Origin of the sequence: Arthrobacter sp. JUb119, from assembly GCF_024807995.1 — a bacterium.
Lineage (GTDB): Bacteria > Actinomycetota > Actinomycetes > Actinomycetales > Micrococcaceae > Glutamicibacter.
Genome location: NZ_JANUFE010000004.1, coordinates 195,562 through 211,213, shown reverse-complemented (window position 1 = coordinate 211,213; position 15,652 = coordinate 195,562). Strand labels below are relative to the sequence as shown.

13 protein-coding genes are annotated in these 15,652 nt (G+C 60.7%); 6 read left to right on the top strand and 7 right to left on the bottom strand.

Going from position 1 to position 15,652, the window contains the following annotated elements:
• Positions 1-10: 10 nt before the first annotated feature.
• From M2368_RS12415 to M2368_RS12405, 3 genes are all read right to left on the bottom strand, one after another.
• Positions 11-1,609 (bottom strand): hypothetical protein, encoded by a 1,599-nt coding sequence (locus tag M2368_RS12415; RefSeq protein WP_332487411.1) that lies wholly within the window; start codon positions 1,607-1,609, stop codon positions 11-13.
• Entirely contained in the window at positions 1,599-2,294 is a 696-nt protein-coding gene (locus M2368_RS12410; RefSeq protein WP_105658594.1) for an ABC transporter ATP-binding protein, read from the bottom strand. Before M2368_RS12410 ends, M2368_RS12415 begins: the two co-directional genes overlap by 11 nt.
• 66 nt (positions 2,295-2,360) lie before the next feature.
• Positions 2,361-3,071: a queuosine precursor transporter gene (locus M2368_RS12405; RefSeq protein WP_498724543.1), complete on the bottom strand. Its 711-nt coding sequence runs from the start codon at positions 3,069-3,071 to the stop codon at positions 2,361-2,363.
• Between the two features lie 355 nt (positions 3,072-3,426).
• Between M2368_RS12405 and M2368_RS12400 the strand changes: the two genes are divergently transcribed.
• The 5 genes from M2368_RS12400 to M2368_RS12380 all read left to right on the top strand — a co-directional run bounded on the left by M2368_RS12400 (position 3,427) and on the right by M2368_RS12380 (position 10,217).
• Positions 3,427-4,134, top strand: a complete 708-nt coding sequence (locus M2368_RS12400; RefSeq protein ID WP_332487407.1) for a TetR/AcrR family transcriptional regulator — start codon at positions 3,427-3,429, stop codon at positions 4,132-4,134.
• A gap of 124 nt (positions 4,135-4,258) precedes the next feature.
• Entirely contained in the window at positions 4,259-4,873 is a 615-nt protein-coding gene (locus tag M2368_RS12395) for a hypothetical protein (protein WP_133834364.1), read from the top strand.
• Positions 4,874-4,909: 36 nt separating this feature from the next.
• Positions 4,910-5,731 (top strand): hydroxymethylpyrimidine/phosphomethylpyrimidine kinase, encoded by an 822-nt coding sequence (locus M2368_RS12390; RefSeq protein ID WP_105662427.1) that lies wholly within the window; start codon positions 4,910-4,912, stop codon positions 5,729-5,731.
• A 362-nt stretch (positions 5,732-6,093) separates the two neighbouring features.
• Positions 6,094-6,582: an FBP domain-containing protein gene (locus tag M2368_RS12385; protein ID WP_105658599.1), complete on the top strand. Its 489-nt coding sequence runs from the start codon at positions 6,094-6,096 to the stop codon at positions 6,580-6,582.
• A 563-nt stretch (positions 6,583-7,145) separates the two neighbouring features.
• Complete coding sequence (locus M2368_RS12380) at positions 7,146-10,217, top strand: S8 family peptidase (protein ID WP_402697311.1); 3,072 nt, start codon at positions 7,146-7,148, stop codon at positions 10,215-10,217.
• A 90-nt stretch (positions 10,218-10,307) separates the two neighbouring features.
• Here M2368_RS12380 and M2368_RS12375 read toward each other — a convergent pair whose 3' ends face one another.
• The 4 genes from M2368_RS12375 to M2368_RS12360 form a co-directional block, all read right to left on the bottom strand.
• Complete coding sequence (locus M2368_RS12375; RefSeq protein WP_332730651.1) at positions 10,308-11,573, bottom strand: glycoside hydrolase family 3 N-terminal domain-containing protein; 1,266 nt, start codon at positions 11,571-11,573, stop codon at positions 10,308-10,310.
• Positions 11,574-11,642: 69 nt separating this feature from the next.
• On the bottom strand, positions 11,643-12,935 hold the full coding sequence (locus tag M2368_RS12370) for a Y-family DNA polymerase (protein WP_332594866.1): 1,293 nt from the start codon (positions 12,933-12,935) through the stop codon (positions 11,643-11,645).
• Positions 12,925-13,341 (bottom strand): LexA family protein, encoded by a 417-nt coding sequence (locus tag M2368_RS12365; RefSeq protein ID WP_105658603.1) that lies wholly within the window; start codon positions 13,339-13,341, stop codon positions 12,925-12,927. Before M2368_RS12365 ends, M2368_RS12370 begins: the two co-directional genes overlap by 11 nt.
• A gap of 83 nt (positions 13,342-13,424) precedes the next feature.
• Positions 13,425-14,669, bottom strand: a complete 1,245-nt coding sequence (locus M2368_RS12360) for an MFS transporter (protein ID WP_402697309.1) — start codon at positions 14,667-14,669, stop codon at positions 13,425-13,427.
• 76 nt (positions 14,670-14,745) lie between these two features.
• On the opposite strand from M2368_RS12360, the gene M2368_RS12355 reads away from it, so the two are divergent.
• Positions 14,746-15,600, top strand: a complete 855-nt coding sequence (locus M2368_RS12355) for an NAD-dependent epimerase/dehydratase family protein (RefSeq protein ID WP_332487392.1) — start codon at positions 14,746-14,748, stop codon at positions 15,598-15,600.
• The last annotated feature ends 52 nt before the right edge of the window (positions 15,601-15,652 follow it).

The window sequence follows — 15,652 nt, the reverse complement described above, 5'->3', positions numbered from 1 at the left end:
CCAAGACTACCTACGCCCCCGCGCCCAGCTTCCTGCCGGAAACTTGAACCAGGGCACTTGCACCAAAGAGCATTGCCGCGATCCACAGCAACAAGGGAATGGGAGTACCGGGGCTGAGCACCAAGAAGAAAATTGGCGAGAACGTGGCAGCTGCCCGAAGGAAAGTCGCTGTTTCCAGGAAAAGATACGTGGCCACGGCCGACTCGCTGGTGGCTCCCCCGAGTAATGCATCCCAGTCCCGTTCTTCCCTGCTGGCGTGGGCACTGCTTGCCGCAGCACACCCCAACGCGGCGACCAGGCCTGCGGCGATCCAAAGCCAAATGCGATCCAGCTGGATCATGCCCAGCATTCCCAGCCCGCCGGTCAAGAACAGCAAGGCGGTGGCTGAAAAGAGCATTGCATACAGCGTTGCTGCCCGCATCAGGCGCTGTTCCGAAATCCCTAGAAGCTGGGTGAGCTGCCGTTCGGAAACGAGCGGTGCAATGGTCGCGGAAATGCTCAAGGTGAGAACCAGGCAGAGCACCAGGTAAAAGGCCGCTGCGCTCAGCGGGTTGGCAATTCGCTGAACCGTGGCGGCCAACGCGAAAGCCAGGAGCAGGAACCCGGCCACCGAATGCCAACGGCCTCCCCTCAGCAAACGGAGGCAGAGAATGCGCCACGCCACCGGCAACTTGGCGGTGAGCTTGCCACCGCGTGCGCGCCTGCGGCTAATAGCGGATGTCGCCGGAGCCGAGAGGCCTCGCGAGTCGCCCTGCATCAAAGCCCCCACGGCGAATTGCTGGTGCTCTCCGGCAAAACGCAACGCCTGGCCCGGAATCTGGTCAAAATGGCGAAACGCACCGTACGTACTCGCGCCGCTAAGTACCAGGATAACGAGCAAGGCGAGCACCCAGGCAGCCGGCTTCAAGGTGGCCGCAGCCATAGCGCCAACCAGGCTTTGGGCCCAAGGAATCTGGAACATCAAGAGCATCCACAGCACGGCCAAGGCGATGAGCAGCCCGAGGCCCACCCAGTCGCAGATCCGTCGCGCAGCTATTTGGTGGTTCTTCCCCTGGATCGCCGTGGCCGCGTTGGCAAGCCCGACACCGGCCACTGCGAAGCAGGCGAGCCCAAGGACTGCAACGGGTACCGGGAGCGATCCGGCCAGCCCCAGCATCACGATCAGCCACAACGCACCGGCAAAGCTGCTCGCGAAAAGACCGATGAGCACCGCATTTCGCCAAGTCGGCTGGCGGATAGCCCGGAGCTTGACCGGTAGCGGCAGCCACCAGTCGGCCTTGGCCGCACTGAGCCCGCAAGGCCCCAGGTAGAGCATGAGCCGAAAGGTTGCCAAGCCGGCCAAGGCCAATAGCACGAAAGAGAGGTCCTGCAAGCGCCAGACGGCGCTGGGCAGCTCTTGGTGCGCTACGCCCTCGCCCAAGAGCACAAACAGCATGCCAAAGAGTGCGCTGAAGAGGTAGGCCAACGCCACCAGCGCGGCCAGCACCCAGACATAGGCATCGGAAAAGCTGTCGAATTTCTCGGAGAAATTCCGCCGCTTCTTGGCTCTATTGACCAGTTCTCGAGGATTGAAATCAACGGCATGGCTTGCAACCCGGCTAGCGCTCAAGCCACTGCGCCCCTGCCTGCGGATCAAGCAGTTCACCCTCGTCTTCATCCAGAAGCAGCACTTGGTCCACGCAGCTTCGCACCATCAGCGGATCATGGGTCACCGCTAGCAAAGTTGTTCCCCTGGCGCGTACCCCGGCAAGCCGCTGGTACAGCTTCTGCCTGATACGCAGGTCCAGGCGTTGTTCCGGTTCGTCAAGAATCAGCAGTTCTGCCGGACGGATCAAGGCCGCGGCGAGCAGCAGCTTACGGCGTTGGCCAGAAGACAGCTCGCCGGGAAGGTGATCGGCAGCAGCAGTGATTTCGAAGAAGTCGAGTTCTGCCTGGACTAACTGGGCCCAATCATCCAGTCCGTGTCCACGAGCGACCATTTCCAGATGTTCGCGCACCGTGAGTTCTTCGAAGAAGGCGCCGTCGGTGACCTGTACTGCGACGGTACGGCGAAAATGCTCCGAGCTTTCATTCACGGGAAGGCTTTGGAACTCGACGGTGCCTTCCACCGGAATGAGATGTCCCAGGATCGTGCGGATCAGTGTTGATTTTCCGCTGCCATTGGCACCGATAATTCCTAAGCCAGCACCGGGAGCCAGCTGCAGGTTGATCGGCCCGCAGATCACGCGATTGGGATAGCCAATGGTCAAGTCGCGTGCTTCTAGCTGAACTTCAGCGCTTTGACCTGTCTGCATGCCATCGATTCTAGTGTCCGGATACAGCTGTGGGCATCGCCCTCACGGATGATGCCCACAGGATCACTAGCTTGCGATGGCCGCTTGGCTGTAGCCAGGTTCGCGCTTCTTGAAACATTTGATGACCATCGAGGTCACCGGAACAAACAGGACCTCCACGGCAGTCTTGTAGATGAAGCCCACCACCACGTAGTTGATGAATGTCGGCGCATCGGCGATGCCGATAACTGGCGCTGCAATGGCACAGAAGATCAGGGTATCCAGGAACTCCCCAACACCGCTGGAGCCGATCAAGCGGAGAATCAGCCCGCGCTCGCCGGTACGTTCCTTGAGCTTGACCAGCACCCATGAGTTGGCCAGCTGCCCCACCAGGAAGCCGCAAGCGGAGGCGACGACGATCTGCCAGATCGGGCCAAGGGTGCGCTCAAATGCGTCTTGCCCGTCGTAGAACTCGGCTGATGGCAATTGGATCATGACCCAGAAGCAGAACACTGCGAAGAACGCCAAGGCGAAAGTCACCAGGATTGAACGGCGAGCCGCCTTCAATCCGTAGACTTCCGCAATGACGTCGCCCAGAATGTAGGCCAGCGGGAAGAGGAAGAAACCGCCATCGGTGACCAGCGGACCGAAGCTGACACCTTTGGAGGCGCCGATATTCGAAAGAATCACGACCGCGCCCATCAAGGTGAGCACCGTGGAGAAGTAGGGAGAACCCGAAGAAGCGAAAACCGCGTTCTTGGTTCGAATCAGATTGTTGCTGGCGTTGGAATCGCCCATGAAATTTTCCTTGTCAAAGTGGTTCGCCAGAACATCGCTAAAAGGCACGGCCCTGCCCACGAATCAAAAGGGTGGAGGTTCCATGCCTGCGCGCTGTCCCGCTGTATTAGCACTTACGCAACAAGTATCCCATGCATAACTGCGGCCACGTTCTCACCTGTTGAAGGCCAACCATGTTTCAGAAATCAAAGAATTCCAAAATTCATATCTCACTTGAATGTCTTCGAACTATAAATTCGAGGAAACAAATAGTGCAGTGACCGTCCTCCCGTACATCAGCATGAAAATTTTCCTTTTTTGAACGCGTTCAAATAATTGGTAGAATCGGATTCACCCACTTCCATCCAAAGGCTCCATGACAACGCAACCACGCACCGAAAAAGGCCAGCAGACCCAAGCCAAGCTCTTGGCAACTGCCTTGGAGTGCTTTGCCACGGACGGATATAAAGCCTCGAGCATGCGTGCCATTGCTTCGAACGCAGGGGTTTCCCTGTCGCATGCGTACTACTACTTCAAGTCCAAAGAGGAGATCGTTGCCCAGCTCCTGCTGAACCTGCGCAGGGAGCAATTCGATCTTTGCGCGGGGATGCTCGCAGAGGGAAATACCCTCGAAGCCAACATCCGCGCAGTACTCGACACGGGCGTCGAAGCGTTGGCTCCCTATCACGATTTCGGGCCTGCGTTCCTGCGTCTGATGCTCGCGCGCGATATGGGCAACGACGAGATTTCCAGCATTGAATTGGAGATATGGGAGAAGGTCGTTTCCGGATCCCGCCCGTTGCCCCCATTGGGCATACGACGCGATCTGCCGAAGTTCTTGCTGCTGGTCTCCCGCCAGATCTTCTCGGCGTGGGCTTTCGACCAGTCGCCGCAGCAGCGCCGATCCAGGCTTCTGATGAAGAACATGGCACCGGTTGCCGCCAAGTTCGCGGTGCTCTGCCGCTTGCCTGTGGTGCGCTCGCTCTTTGAAGATGTGCTGGCACTGATGGATCCAGGGCCAGCAGGGATTGCCGAGGTGTCCATGGCAGATCCTTCACCGCTGAGACGGCCGAAAGCCTCCTGAAAAGCTGCGGATTGCGCGAGCCGGCAAACACCCTGACACAGAGTTCCGTATCACCGCGCCTTAAGGCGTAAAGTCAAACATGCCGATAGGTGATCCCTAGCGAACCAAAGGAGAATGCAGCACTATGAGCGCAATGGCACGAGCACTGCCAAGCTGGACCCACGACTACGCCACGCTGCGTGATCGCATTGCTTCCTTCCCGAACCAGCACGAGATTCGTTCGGTGAATCAAGACGGTGAAGACGTGGAAATCCTCCGCTACTGGCCTGATGCTTCCTGGTCCGCGCCAAAGGACGCGCAGCGCTTGATCCTCTTGGGCACTCCCAACGACAGCACCGCTGCAGAACTCGCCACTTCGGGTTGGCAGCCAAGCACGACCATGCATCTGCTGGCCGGCAAGCCCGACGACGTCGAGCAGGTAGTCAAGCTCGCCGATACGTCCGGGCTTTTCGAGGCTCCAATGGATAACTATGACGTCGTTGAGGTTACCGACTTCGACCGTCCGGTCGCCCGAGGACGCATGCGCTACGGCGAAAACTACGGCCTGCTTACCGACCCGGACCTTTTCTCCCCCGCTGATCCCGATGCGGCTCGCCGCGCGGTACTGGCTAACTTTGCAGGCGCAGCTTTCGGCCACGGGCTGCCCTGGCTGCTGCTGGTAGCCACCGCAGAACACGCCCAGCAGCTTCCCGAGGGCTGGTCCAAAGCGACCACGCTCAGCTTCTGGCAGCACGGCTAATCCCATTCCCTACCCGCACTACCCGCAATTGAGACTATGACTAATACAAACACTGCCTCTCCAGCCATGACCCTGACCATCGCTGGTTCCGAAGCCACTGGCGGCGCAGGCGCCCAGGCCGATTTGAAGACCTTCCAGGAACTGGGAACCTTCGGCATCGTGGCTTTGACCTGCATCGTCTCCTTCGATCCCAAGGACTCCTGGAACCACCGCTTCGTTCCCGTTGACCAGCAGGTAATTGCCGATCAGCTCGAAGCCATCCAGGCCTGCTACGAGGACAAGCTCAGCACGGTCAAGCTGGGCATGATGGGCTCGCCAGCAACGATCAACACCGTTGCCACCGCGTTGAAGTCCCAGCAGTGGGACAACGTACTGCTGGACCCGGTGCTGATTTGCAAGGGCCAGGAACCAGGCCACGCACTGGACACCGACGAAGCCCTCAAGGCTGCCTTGCTGCCCTTGGCTACGTTCGTCACCCCGAACCACTTCGAGGCTGAACAGCTCTCGGGAATCAAGATCACCACCGAAGATGATCTGATCGAAGCTGCCAAGAAGATCCACGAGGTCTCCGGCGCGGCGGTCCTGGCCAAGGGTGGAGTCCGCATCGCTGGCGAAGACGCCGTGGACGTTTTCTACGATGGCACGACCCTCGAGGTCTTGCGCGAGAAGAAGATCGGCGAAGTTGCGGTCTCCGGCGCGGGCTGCTCGCTGGCCGCAGCCGTAACTGCAGAGCTGGCCAAGGGCGCTACCCCGCTGGAGGCAGCCCGCACAGCCAAGGCGTTTGTCACCGAAGGCATCCGCAACCGCGTTTCTGGCAACACCCCGTTTGACGCACTCTGGCAGGGCGGCCGCCGCTAGGCCCTGGCTGCTGGAGTGTTTGCTGGCCACTGCCGTTCACGGCGGTGGCCAGCAAACTGCTTTAACCGTGATCCCAGTCATTGGCCTAAGCCAACCGCACTTGTTATGGTTATTCCGGAAGTGCTCAGAATCAATGCGTGGAGAACCACAGGAAGGAGCGGTCGGCTATGCAAGCCACTTTGACGCTCTGCCCGTTCGTCTGCGTATCGAACGGGGTTGGCAACACATTTTCCGCTTAAGGCTCCTGCCTTAGGCAATGTTCCAGTGCCCCCAATTTTTCGTTCCCTTGCAGACCTCAACACCTTGACGATTCGTGATTCCGTGCGCCCATGAAGCGCGTGCGGACTATTTGAGGATTTCCCATGCAGCCATTGACCGAAAAAACCATCCGCTCTTCCTTCATCAACGCCAGCCGCCAAGAAGCGAAGAAATTGACCCTGCCCGAAAACTTTGCCTCCCTCGAGTGGGATTCGCTGGAGTACCTGGGTTGGCGCGACCCGAAAATGATGCAGCGCGGCTACCTGCTCCACACCGATGAAGCGGGGCAGACCCGCGGCATCCTCTTGCGCCCCACCGACGGTGGCCGCAAGCCGACCAACGCCACGATGTGCGAGATGTGCCGCGATGTGAACATCCCCTGCGCGGTAGGCATGTGGACGACCAAGCGCGCTGGCCAGGCTGGACGTGACGGCAATACCTTGGGGACATTGATCTGCCTGAACTTCGAGTGCTCCCGCAATGTGCGGATCCCGCCTCCGAAGAATCCGATCTACCCGGACCCAATGGTTGTCGTTGCCGAGCGCATCCAGCTGCTCGACGAGCGCGTGCATAGCTTCCTGAACCGCCTCTAGGCAACCGCAGCCTTCAAGCCGATTCCGGCGCCGCCCGCCCAGCAAGTAGTGAACTGATGAGTAACAAAGCGTCCAAATTTTCTCAAAAATGGACGGGCCCATCAGGCCTTGCTGGGCGGGTTTGTCGCAGTGGTTCGCGGATTTTATTGTGAAATTCCCAAGCCAGCACAATATCCAGCCAAAGGTTACTATTCAACAACCCCTTGATATATGAGCTACGTCACCTAAGATTCCAGCTATGGGTATACGCACTAGCGGACGTTTACCCCGGACGATCATCAAGGCTCGCACCGCTTTTATGTCGCCCGCCCATGACGGGAGCAGCACCGCTATCCAGCCCAGCTAGGAGAATCATGGTCACTCGCCGCACGCAGAGAGTGCCGCGCCTGATTTTGGGATCAGCCACTGCGCTTGCACTGGCTGTTACCTTGTCAGGACCGGCAAGCGCAGCAGGAATCCCCCAACCAGGCGACGGCGAAAATGCCGCGTCCCTGCCAATCACCAGTTCATCAGCGCTGTCCAACCTGAAAGTCTCCGGACCTCTTGCCAAATCAACTGGTGAAGTGTCTGTTTTCGTTCAGTTCCAGGGTGATGGCGCCTTCGAGACGGTGAAGAAGTCCGGCAAGAAGAAGGACACTGCCAAGGTCAAGAAGATCGGCAAGGAGGTCAAGGCCAAGGGCAAGCAGCTGGCAGCCGAGGCCAACTCGAAGGTCATCTACACCACGCACAACGCACTGCAGGGTGTCGCACTGACCGGTGATGCCGCTGATCTGCGCAAGCTTGCACAGCGTAGCGACGTTGCCAAGATCAGCTCCATCGTTCCCAAGAAGCCCTCCAACCGCAGCTCGGTAGTTGACACCGGCGCCCTGGAATCATGGAAGTCCCTGGACAAGACCGGCGACGGCGTCAAGGTGGCTGTACTGGATACCGGTGTGGATTACACCCATGCCAGCTTCGGCGGCCCGGGCACCTTGGAAGGCTACAAGGAAGCCCAGGCTTCCGATGAGCTGCCCGGTGCAGATTCGGGCCTGATCGACACCAACAAGTTCATTGGCGGTTGGGACTTGGTTGGCGATGACTACAACGCCGACTCCGACGATCCCACCTACCAGCCAATTCCGCATCCGGACCCTAACCCGCTTGACTGCCAAGCTGCCGGACACGGCTCCCACGTTGCCGGAACCACCGCAGGCTATGGCGTCAACGCCGATGGCTCGACCTTCACCGGGGACTATTCCTCGCTGGACGCCGACGCGCTGGCGCAGATGAAGGTCGGCCCGGGCTCGGCCCCTGACGCACAGCTCATCGGCATCCGCGTCTTCGGTTGCGGCGGCTCCTCCTCCGTGGTTGGCCAAGCACTGGACTACGTACTTGATCCGAACGGCGACGGCGACTTCTCGGACCGCGCCGACGTGGTCAACATGTCCCTTGGTTCGGATCATTCCCCGGCCAACGACCCTGAAAATGACATTGTCGACGCCCTGAGCGCAGCCGGCATCCTCTCGGTTGTCGCTTCCGGCAATGCCGGCGATGTCACCGACGTGGGCGGTTCGCCGGGCAACTCGCGCTCCTCGCTGACCGTAGCCAACTCCGTTGGCTCGCACGTCACCCTGGACAAGATCCAGGTCGATGGTCCCGACAATGTCGCCGGTTCGGCCTCGGGCCAGTACTCGGCGAACTTCAACTACACCAATGCTGATCCGGCCGTCCTGTCCGGAGAAGCAGTGATGGCTCCGGCCGATAACGCATTCGGTTGCGACGCTTTCGAAGAAGGTTCGCTGGAAGGCAAGTGGGTTTGGCTGCAGTGGAGCGAGAACGGCGAGTTCCCTTGCGGTTCCGGCGCCCGCTTCAACAACGCTGAAGCCGCCGGTGCCACCGGTGTCCTCTTGGATGCAGAAAGCAACCTGTTCGATGCAGGCATCGCCGGCAACGCGACCATCCCAGGTGCGCAGTTCACCTTGGACGAGTCGAACAAGCTGCGCCCAGCAGCTGAAGCTGGCACGCTGCAGGTTACCCTGTCCCCCGAATTCGTTGGCGGTTCCTCCAGCGAGTCCGGCGTTGCAGACACGCTGAATTCCTCTTCCTCGCGTGGCGTCCACGGTTCCAACGGCGTGGTCAAGCCGGATGTGGCTGCCCCAGGTACGCAGATCGGCTCGGTTGGCGTGGGCACCGGTACCGGCACCGCCGTGATGACCGGTACCTCGATGGCCACTCCATTGGTTGCTGGTATCGCCGCGCTGGTTCTGGAAGACAGCGACTACACCCCATATGAAGCCAAGAGCATCATCATGAACACCGCGGCCACCGACATCAAGGCCGCCAATGGCGAAGCCTACGGTCCGAACCGTGTTGGTTCCGGTCGCGTGATGGCCGATGCAGCACTCCAGAGCCCTGCTTTCGCCTACGATTCCGAGGCAGCGGATCTGACCAGCGTGGTCTTCGGCGTTATCGAGCTGGGAGGCAAGAAGCCGTTCAGCGCGCAGCGCGAAATCACCATTGAGAACACCAGCGGCAAGGCGCAGAGCTATGACGCCAATTACGTGGCCGCTACCGAGATCCCAGGCGCAAGCTTCACCTTGGATCGCAGCAGTGTCACCGTGCCGGCCGGCGGCAGCGCCAAGCTGAACGTCACCCTGAGCGTTGACCCGCAGCAGTGGGCCAAGACCATCGATCCAACCATGGCTACCAGCCAGTCCGGTCTGGCTCGTGCCTGGGTTGCCGATGCCAGCGGTCGCGTCGAGCTGACTGCCATCGATGCTCCGACCCTGCGCATTCCAGTCCAGGCAGCACCCAAGCTGGCTGCCGACATGGAGGGCAAGCTCAAGAAGCTGAAGAAGGGCGCGGATACCACCACCCTGAGCCTGAAGGGCAAGGACATCACTGCTGGCGAGGGCGCTACTTCGGTGACCTCCCTGCTCGGTGCCTTCGAGCTGGGGGCTTCGAGTGAGCGCGGCGACGATTCGCTGGACAGCATCCCGGCGGCCCGTTCCGTGGACCTGCAGCACGTTGGCGCATCGAGCACCGCTGCCCGCACCGGCGTGGCTGACGGCCTGCTGAATGTCGGCATCTCCACCTGGGCCAACTGGGCCCATCTGGCTGGCGGCACCGAGCTGGATGTCGAGATCGATACCAATGGCGACGGCGAAGCTGACTTCGTTACCTTCAACGCCGCATTCGACGAAGTTGACCTTGACCTGGCAGCAACCTTCAACCTCGCCACCGGCGAGCAAGTTGATCTGCAGCCAGTGAACGGCATGCTCGGCGATGTCGATACCAACACCTTCGACACCAATGCAGCGGTCTTCCCGATCTCCCTGTCCGCCCTGGGGCTCGATGAGGATTCGTCGGAGATCTCCTACCGTGTTCTGGGCTACTCCTGGTACAACACCGATGAGAACGGCTCGATGATCCCGGTTGACCAGACCGACTGGATCGACTTCAACGTGGCAGCGCCACAGGTTGATTTCGGTGCAGAAGGCACCTTGTTCACCGATCTGTCCGGTACCCAGATCCCGGTGACCGTTGCAGACAGCACCAAGGCATCGAAGGCACTGTTGCTTCACCTGCACAACGGCAATGATGACCGTGCACAGGTTCTGGAAGTAACTGACGGAAAGAAGAAGGGCAAGAAGTAGGCCTTCCACCTCCCAAGAGCAGGCCCGGGGCACTTCCTAGCGAGTAAGGAAGAGCCCCGGGCCTACACCTTTAAGATCCAGCCGCGCAGCTTATTGCATGCGCAGCTTCTCTTCGAGAACCAGTACTGCGGCTTCTCTTACCTGGGCCGCGAATTTCCCATCGGCCTTGGCCTCGGCTGCCAGGGCCTTCGCCATGGTGATGGCCGGAGCCGATTTAACGCATAGCGGAACAGTTCCGCCGGCGGCCACGAACTTCACTGCGCGCTCGCCCACCGGCAGGTAGCCGACCTGCTTGGCTTCACAGAGATCATCGGAAATCACGATTCCCCCATACCCCATTTGCTCACGCAGCAATCCGGTGATGATCTTCGAAGAGAACGGTGCATCGTTCTTTCCATCGAGCCGGGAGTAGCGGGCGTTGGAGACCATGACCCAGGACTTGCCCTGCTCGATAGCCTGCTCGAATGGCTGCAGATCGCTGGAGTCCGCATCGATCTTCGTATCGGTCACTTTGGTACTGGTATCGGTGTTCCCAGCGACCCGGCCCAATCCGGGGAAGTGCTTGACTACCGGTTGCACGCCTTCGGAGCGCAGCGCTTCGTTCACCGTCGAAATGGCCTTGGAGACCCCCGCGGCGTCATGCGCGTATTCGCGGCCAAAGTAGCCGATGGGTGCGTTGCCGGTGCCGATACTGGCCGGAACAACGTCCGCCACCGGAGCCAGATTCACGTTGATGCCGGCTTCAGCCAGTTCTTTCCCGGCGGCGCCCACTTCACGCTCCAGCTTCGATACAGGCCACCCTCCCTGCGTCAACGCAGTCGGCAGTTCGGTGAAACCGGGGCCCTGGAGCACCCGGACAAAGCCCCCTTCCTGATCGGTGGCCACCCAGGCCGGCAATTGCCCGGGAATGCCGGACTCCAAGCCCTGGGTAATTTCCTGGACCTGGGCGGCGGTCTGCTTCACCGGCAGTTGCGAACGGCCACGCAGGAAGACATTGGAAATTCCCTGCTTCTTCATCGCAGAAATTTCCGCAGCGGTTGCTCCTGTTGCCGGGACACCGGCCATCACGAGGCTCGCTGCCTGTTCGCTGGCGCTCAGCTCGTCGGCCAGCGCTTCTGCTTGCTGGCGCAGCGAGGGTTCCTGGCTGCGGCTAGGCGATGGGCTTTCTTCGGCCCCGGAGTTGCCGGACGGGCTGGGAGTTGCCTGCTGCGCAGGAGTCCTCGTACTGCTCGGGCTGCTGGAACTGCCAGCGGACTTGCTCGAAGCTGCTTCTTGGGCATTCGGCGCACTGCAGCTAGCGAGCATCACCGTCATCAGGATTCCGACTGACATGAGCTGCTTGGCACGGGTAGTCATGAGATCATCCTCCCACCGTAAACTGCGAAGTTGCCGAAGAGCCGAGAACCTTTTGCCGTTGGCAGAACGCTAGGCACGCACCACCAGCAGTTCATCCCAGTCGGTGGTGTAGCGCTGCGAAATATGCTCTCGTTTCATCGACCATTCAGGGATTTTGGCCATTCCGGCATGCCCCAGTCCAATGGATTTGGCACCGAATCGCAGGGAGATGTCCTGGACTACCGACGAGACGTTTTCTTGTTCCTCGGCAGCCGGATCGGGACTCTGGCCAAAGAGGTCCAGCTGTTGCTCGCCCGGAGAATCGCTGAGCCCGGAGAGGATCACTCCCCCGCGAACATAGTCCATCCCCGGTTTCATCAGATCCCGCATCGCGGCAATTGCCAGCTTGCTGAGCACGATGGGATCCCGCGTCGGACGCGACAGGCGCACCTGGGCACTGGGGAATGAGGCTTCTCCCCGGGCGAAGCGGCTGGTGCCCGCGGTGACGGTAAGCAATGAAGCGTACAGGCCTTCGCGCGCCAAGCGGCCGGCAGCCTTCTGCGCATAGATGGACATGACTTCTTCCATCGCTTCATAGGTGCGCACCGGCGTGGAGAAGGAACGGGTGAACATGACCTGGCCGCGGTCCGCGCGCTCCTCCACCGGACCGATGCAACGTTGCCCGTTGAGTTCGAAGACCGTGCGCTGCAAGACGACAGAAAACTTCTTGCGGATCGCCAAAGGGTCAGCTGCTTGCAGGTCCGCGATGGATTCAATGCCCATGGCTGCCAGCTTGGCACCGGTTTTGCGGCCCACGCCCCAGACATCGGTGACTGGAACCCGGTTCAGGATACTGCCCAGGACCTCGGGATCCATGAGCTGCTGGACGCAGACTCCGCCCAGTCCCGGATTGTGCTTGGCAATATGGTTGGACAGCTTCGCCAGGGTCTTGGTGGATGAGACACCCACGCAGACTGGCACCCCGATAGTCTTGTCAATGGCGGCACGGATCTGGGCCGCGGTGCTGCGCACCTGCTCCAGGTTGCCTTCCAGGCCGACGAAAGATTCATCGATGGAATACACCTCGTGCCAGGTCCCGAAGCGTCCGAGCAATTCCATGACCCGGGCAGAAATGTCCCCGTACAGTTCATAGTTGCTTGACCGCACCGCAAGGTTGTGGGAGTCCATATAGCGTTGGACCTTGAAGAAGGGTTCTCCGGTAGGAATGCCCAGATCCTTGGCTTCCTGGGAACGGGCCACCACGCAGCCGTCATTGTTCGACAGCACCACCACGGGACGATTGCGCAGCGAATAGTCGAAGGCCCGCTCGCAGGAGACGTAGAAATTGTTGACGTCCACCAGGGATACGTGGTCAGCGGACATGATGCAGGCACCTGGTAATGACGCCGAAGACGCTGACCTCATCGCCTTCGGCCAGTACCACGGGCAGGGGAGATTCATCGCTGAGCAGCCCAACCTCGTGGCCGTCAATCTGCCAGCGGCGCACCAGCATCTGCCCGTTGAGGTTGACGATGACCACAGAGCCGTGGCGCACGGCCAGCGATCGGTCCACGATCACTTCATCGCCGTCGAAGATGCCAGCTGACCGCATGGCGTGGCCCGAGACGCGCATGATGAAGGTGGAGACACGGTCACGGACCAGCAACCGGTTCAGGTCCAGTCCACCGTCAAAATAATCGCGTGCTGGCGAGGGGAAACCCATCGCGGATACCGCTTGGACCGGCCCTTGGGTTGCTCCCGGAGGCATCAGCTCCTGTTCTTCAGCCACACCCCACCACTTTCTAGTACAAATATTCGAATGCTTGAATTGTAGCGCGTTATCCAGCAACCTTCATGTTTCCGGCGAGCGCGCTACCCCCGGGATTCCGTAGCAGAGGTCCTCCCATGGACCTTGGCCTGCGCTTTCCAGCTGTACAGCGCGGCGGATACAACGATAACCAGCAGCGTCGCGGCACCGGAGACCACGATAATTGCCCTGGCCGGGCCAATCAGCAATCCCGGGGTGCCGATGAGATAGCCCAATGCGACCATGATGTTGATGAGCATCCGCAGCTGCGCCCAAGCAGCACCATGGCGGGATTCCGGCACGTATTCGTAAATGGCTGTTCGTACTCCAGTATTGTGCAGTCCATTGCCCAGCCCGCCGGCAAGGAACACCAAGGCCAGGCCAGCCGCGTTGGACCAGAGCCCTTCCGTGAGGATCGCGGCGCCCACCAGCCCTCCACCGAGCAGAATCGGCAAGGCGCTTCGGGTACCGAAGCGGCGATTGCCTCCCAGCAGGGAACCGAACACTGCGCCCACGGACCAGGCACCGAGCAATACCGCGTATCCAGTGTCGTTATCGGTGATCCCGCGCAGGTAGAACACCCCCGAAACGCCTTCTGCTGCGGTAAACAGCACGATCGCCGCCACCGGGAGCAGCAAGATCCGCAATTGTGGATTGCGCGTCAATGCAGCTCCACCGGGCGATACCGGTCCACCCGGATCCGGCTCGTTCCCTGCGTCTGCTCCTTTCCCGTTGGCGGCTTGCGAGCGGGACAGGAAGATGGCCGCCAGGGCCAGTGCCAGGAATCCTGCCGCCGCGTACCAAAGCACCGCGCCGATCCCCGCTTTCGCGAAGACGAGTGAAGCTATCGCCGGCGCGATGATTCCCGCCAGGGACGTCGCTACGACAAGGAAGCTGCTGGCACGAGCAATGCTGAAGCCTCCGCGGATGCGCGGAATGATCTTGAAAATGACCGCTCCGTTAACCACCGCGCAAATACTGGCCACAGGCATCAAGGCGAGGCTCGCGAAGATATTGGAGGCAATGGCCATCACCGCGAAAATCGCCACATGCACGCACAGGTTCAGGATCCACACCCTGAAAAGGGCTGCCCCGTCCACCCAACGCCCTATAGCCGGGGCGGCAAGGATCGGCGGAACCAAGCCGGCGAGGAACAACGCGGTTACGCCCCAGGACCCCAACTGATCCGCGGATTCCAGGGTCAAGGCAAAGACCGCCATGCCCTCGCCGAGCATGGAGAGCAATGCAACCACGCAGAACAGGACACAACGCACCGAAGACTGCACCTGGCCCCCTTCCTCCGCGCGCATGCCACGCTGGCCTAAAGGTTCTAGTCTATGGGTAGGGGGATTCGCCTCCGAGGACATATCGCGCCAAAGGAGTCTCGTGAAAGTATTACTGGTCAGCTGCGGAGATGTCGCCACCGAGGCAGGACTGCGGCTCCAGCAGGAGGGCCATCGCGTCACCGGCTGGCGGCGCAACAGCCAGAAGCTGCCCGCAGGATTTACCGGCCACAGCGTAGACCTGCTCGATGCCGCCCAGTGGCCAAGCATCGATCCGCAGACCGAAATCGTCGTGCTCACTCCCGTGCCAGCCACCCGCGATGCCGATGGCTACACGCGCGGCTATCTGCAGGTCGCCAAAGAACTGGCTTCACGGCTGGCAGCCCAATGCCCCAATCTTCGCCGGCTTATCTACATCTCCTCCACCGCAGTGATGGGCGGCGCCAACGGAGAACTCGTCGACGAATCAGCACCGCTTGCCCCAGCTAGCCCCACCGCGCAGGTCCTTGCGCACACCGAGGCAGCGCTCGCCGGCAGCGGCCTGCCGGTAACAATCCTGCGGGCGTCGGGAATCTACGGCCCGGGCCGCACCCGGCTCATCGATCACGTCACTGCCGGAGCCGCACAGATTCCCGCGGGCTCGCATTGGACCAACCGCATCCACCGCGATGACCTGGCCGCGGCCATCGTTCACGTTGCGGCGCTGGGAGAGCAAGCCGCTGGCCTCTACCTGGCCAGTGACAGCACCCCAGCCCAGCTAGGCGAGGTCTACCAGTTTTTGGCTAAGGAACTTGGTTTGCCTGCGCCGGAAGAGGCAGGACAAGCCCCGGCACGACGTGCTGCCGACCGCCGGCTCGATAATTCCAAGCTGCTAGCCAGCGGGCTTGAACTGCAGTATCCAGGATTTGCCGAAGGCTACCGCGCGATCCTTGCCGGGACATCAACCCGCCATGCCTAAAGCGCGTAAAAGACAGCCTTAAAGGAAAACCGGCTTGCAGCGCATCGCCATG

Excerpts from the sequence above, each read along its gene's own strand:
- M2368_RS12405 (WP_498724543.1), bottom strand. The coding sequence starts at position 3,071 with ATGGGCGATTCCAACGCCAGCAACAATCTGATTCGAACCAAGAACGCG.
- M2368_RS12400 (WP_332487407.1), top strand. The coding sequence starts at position 3,427 with ATGACAACGCAACCACGCACCGAAAAAGGCCAGCAGACCCAAGCCAAG.
- M2368_RS12390 (WP_105662427.1), top strand. The coding sequence starts at position 4,910 with ATGACTAATACAAACACTGCCTCTCCAGCCATGACCCTGACCATCGCT.
- M2368_RS12395 (WP_133834364.1), top strand. The coding sequence starts at position 4,259 with ATGAGCGCAATGGCACGAGCACTGCCAAGCTGGACCCACGACTACGCC.
- M2368_RS12370 (WP_332594866.1), bottom strand. The coding sequence starts at position 12,935 with ATGTCCGCTGACCACGTATCCCTGGTGGACGTCAACAATTTCTACGTC.
- M2368_RS12385 (WP_105658599.1), top strand. The coding sequence starts at position 6,094 with ATGCAGCCATTGACCGAAAAAACCATCCGCTCTTCCTTCATCAACGCC.
- M2368_RS12410 (WP_105658594.1), bottom strand. The coding sequence starts at position 2,294 with ATGCAGACAGGTCAAAGCGCTGAAGTTCAGCTAGAAGCACGCGACTTG.
- M2368_RS12375 (WP_332730651.1), bottom strand. The coding sequence starts at position 11,573 with ATGACTACCCGTGCCAAGCAGCTCATGTCAGTCGGAATCCTGATGACG.
- M2368_RS12360 (WP_402697309.1), bottom strand. The coding sequence starts at position 14,669 with ATGCGCGCGGAGGAAGGGGGCCAGGTGCAGTCTTCGGTGCGTTGTGTC.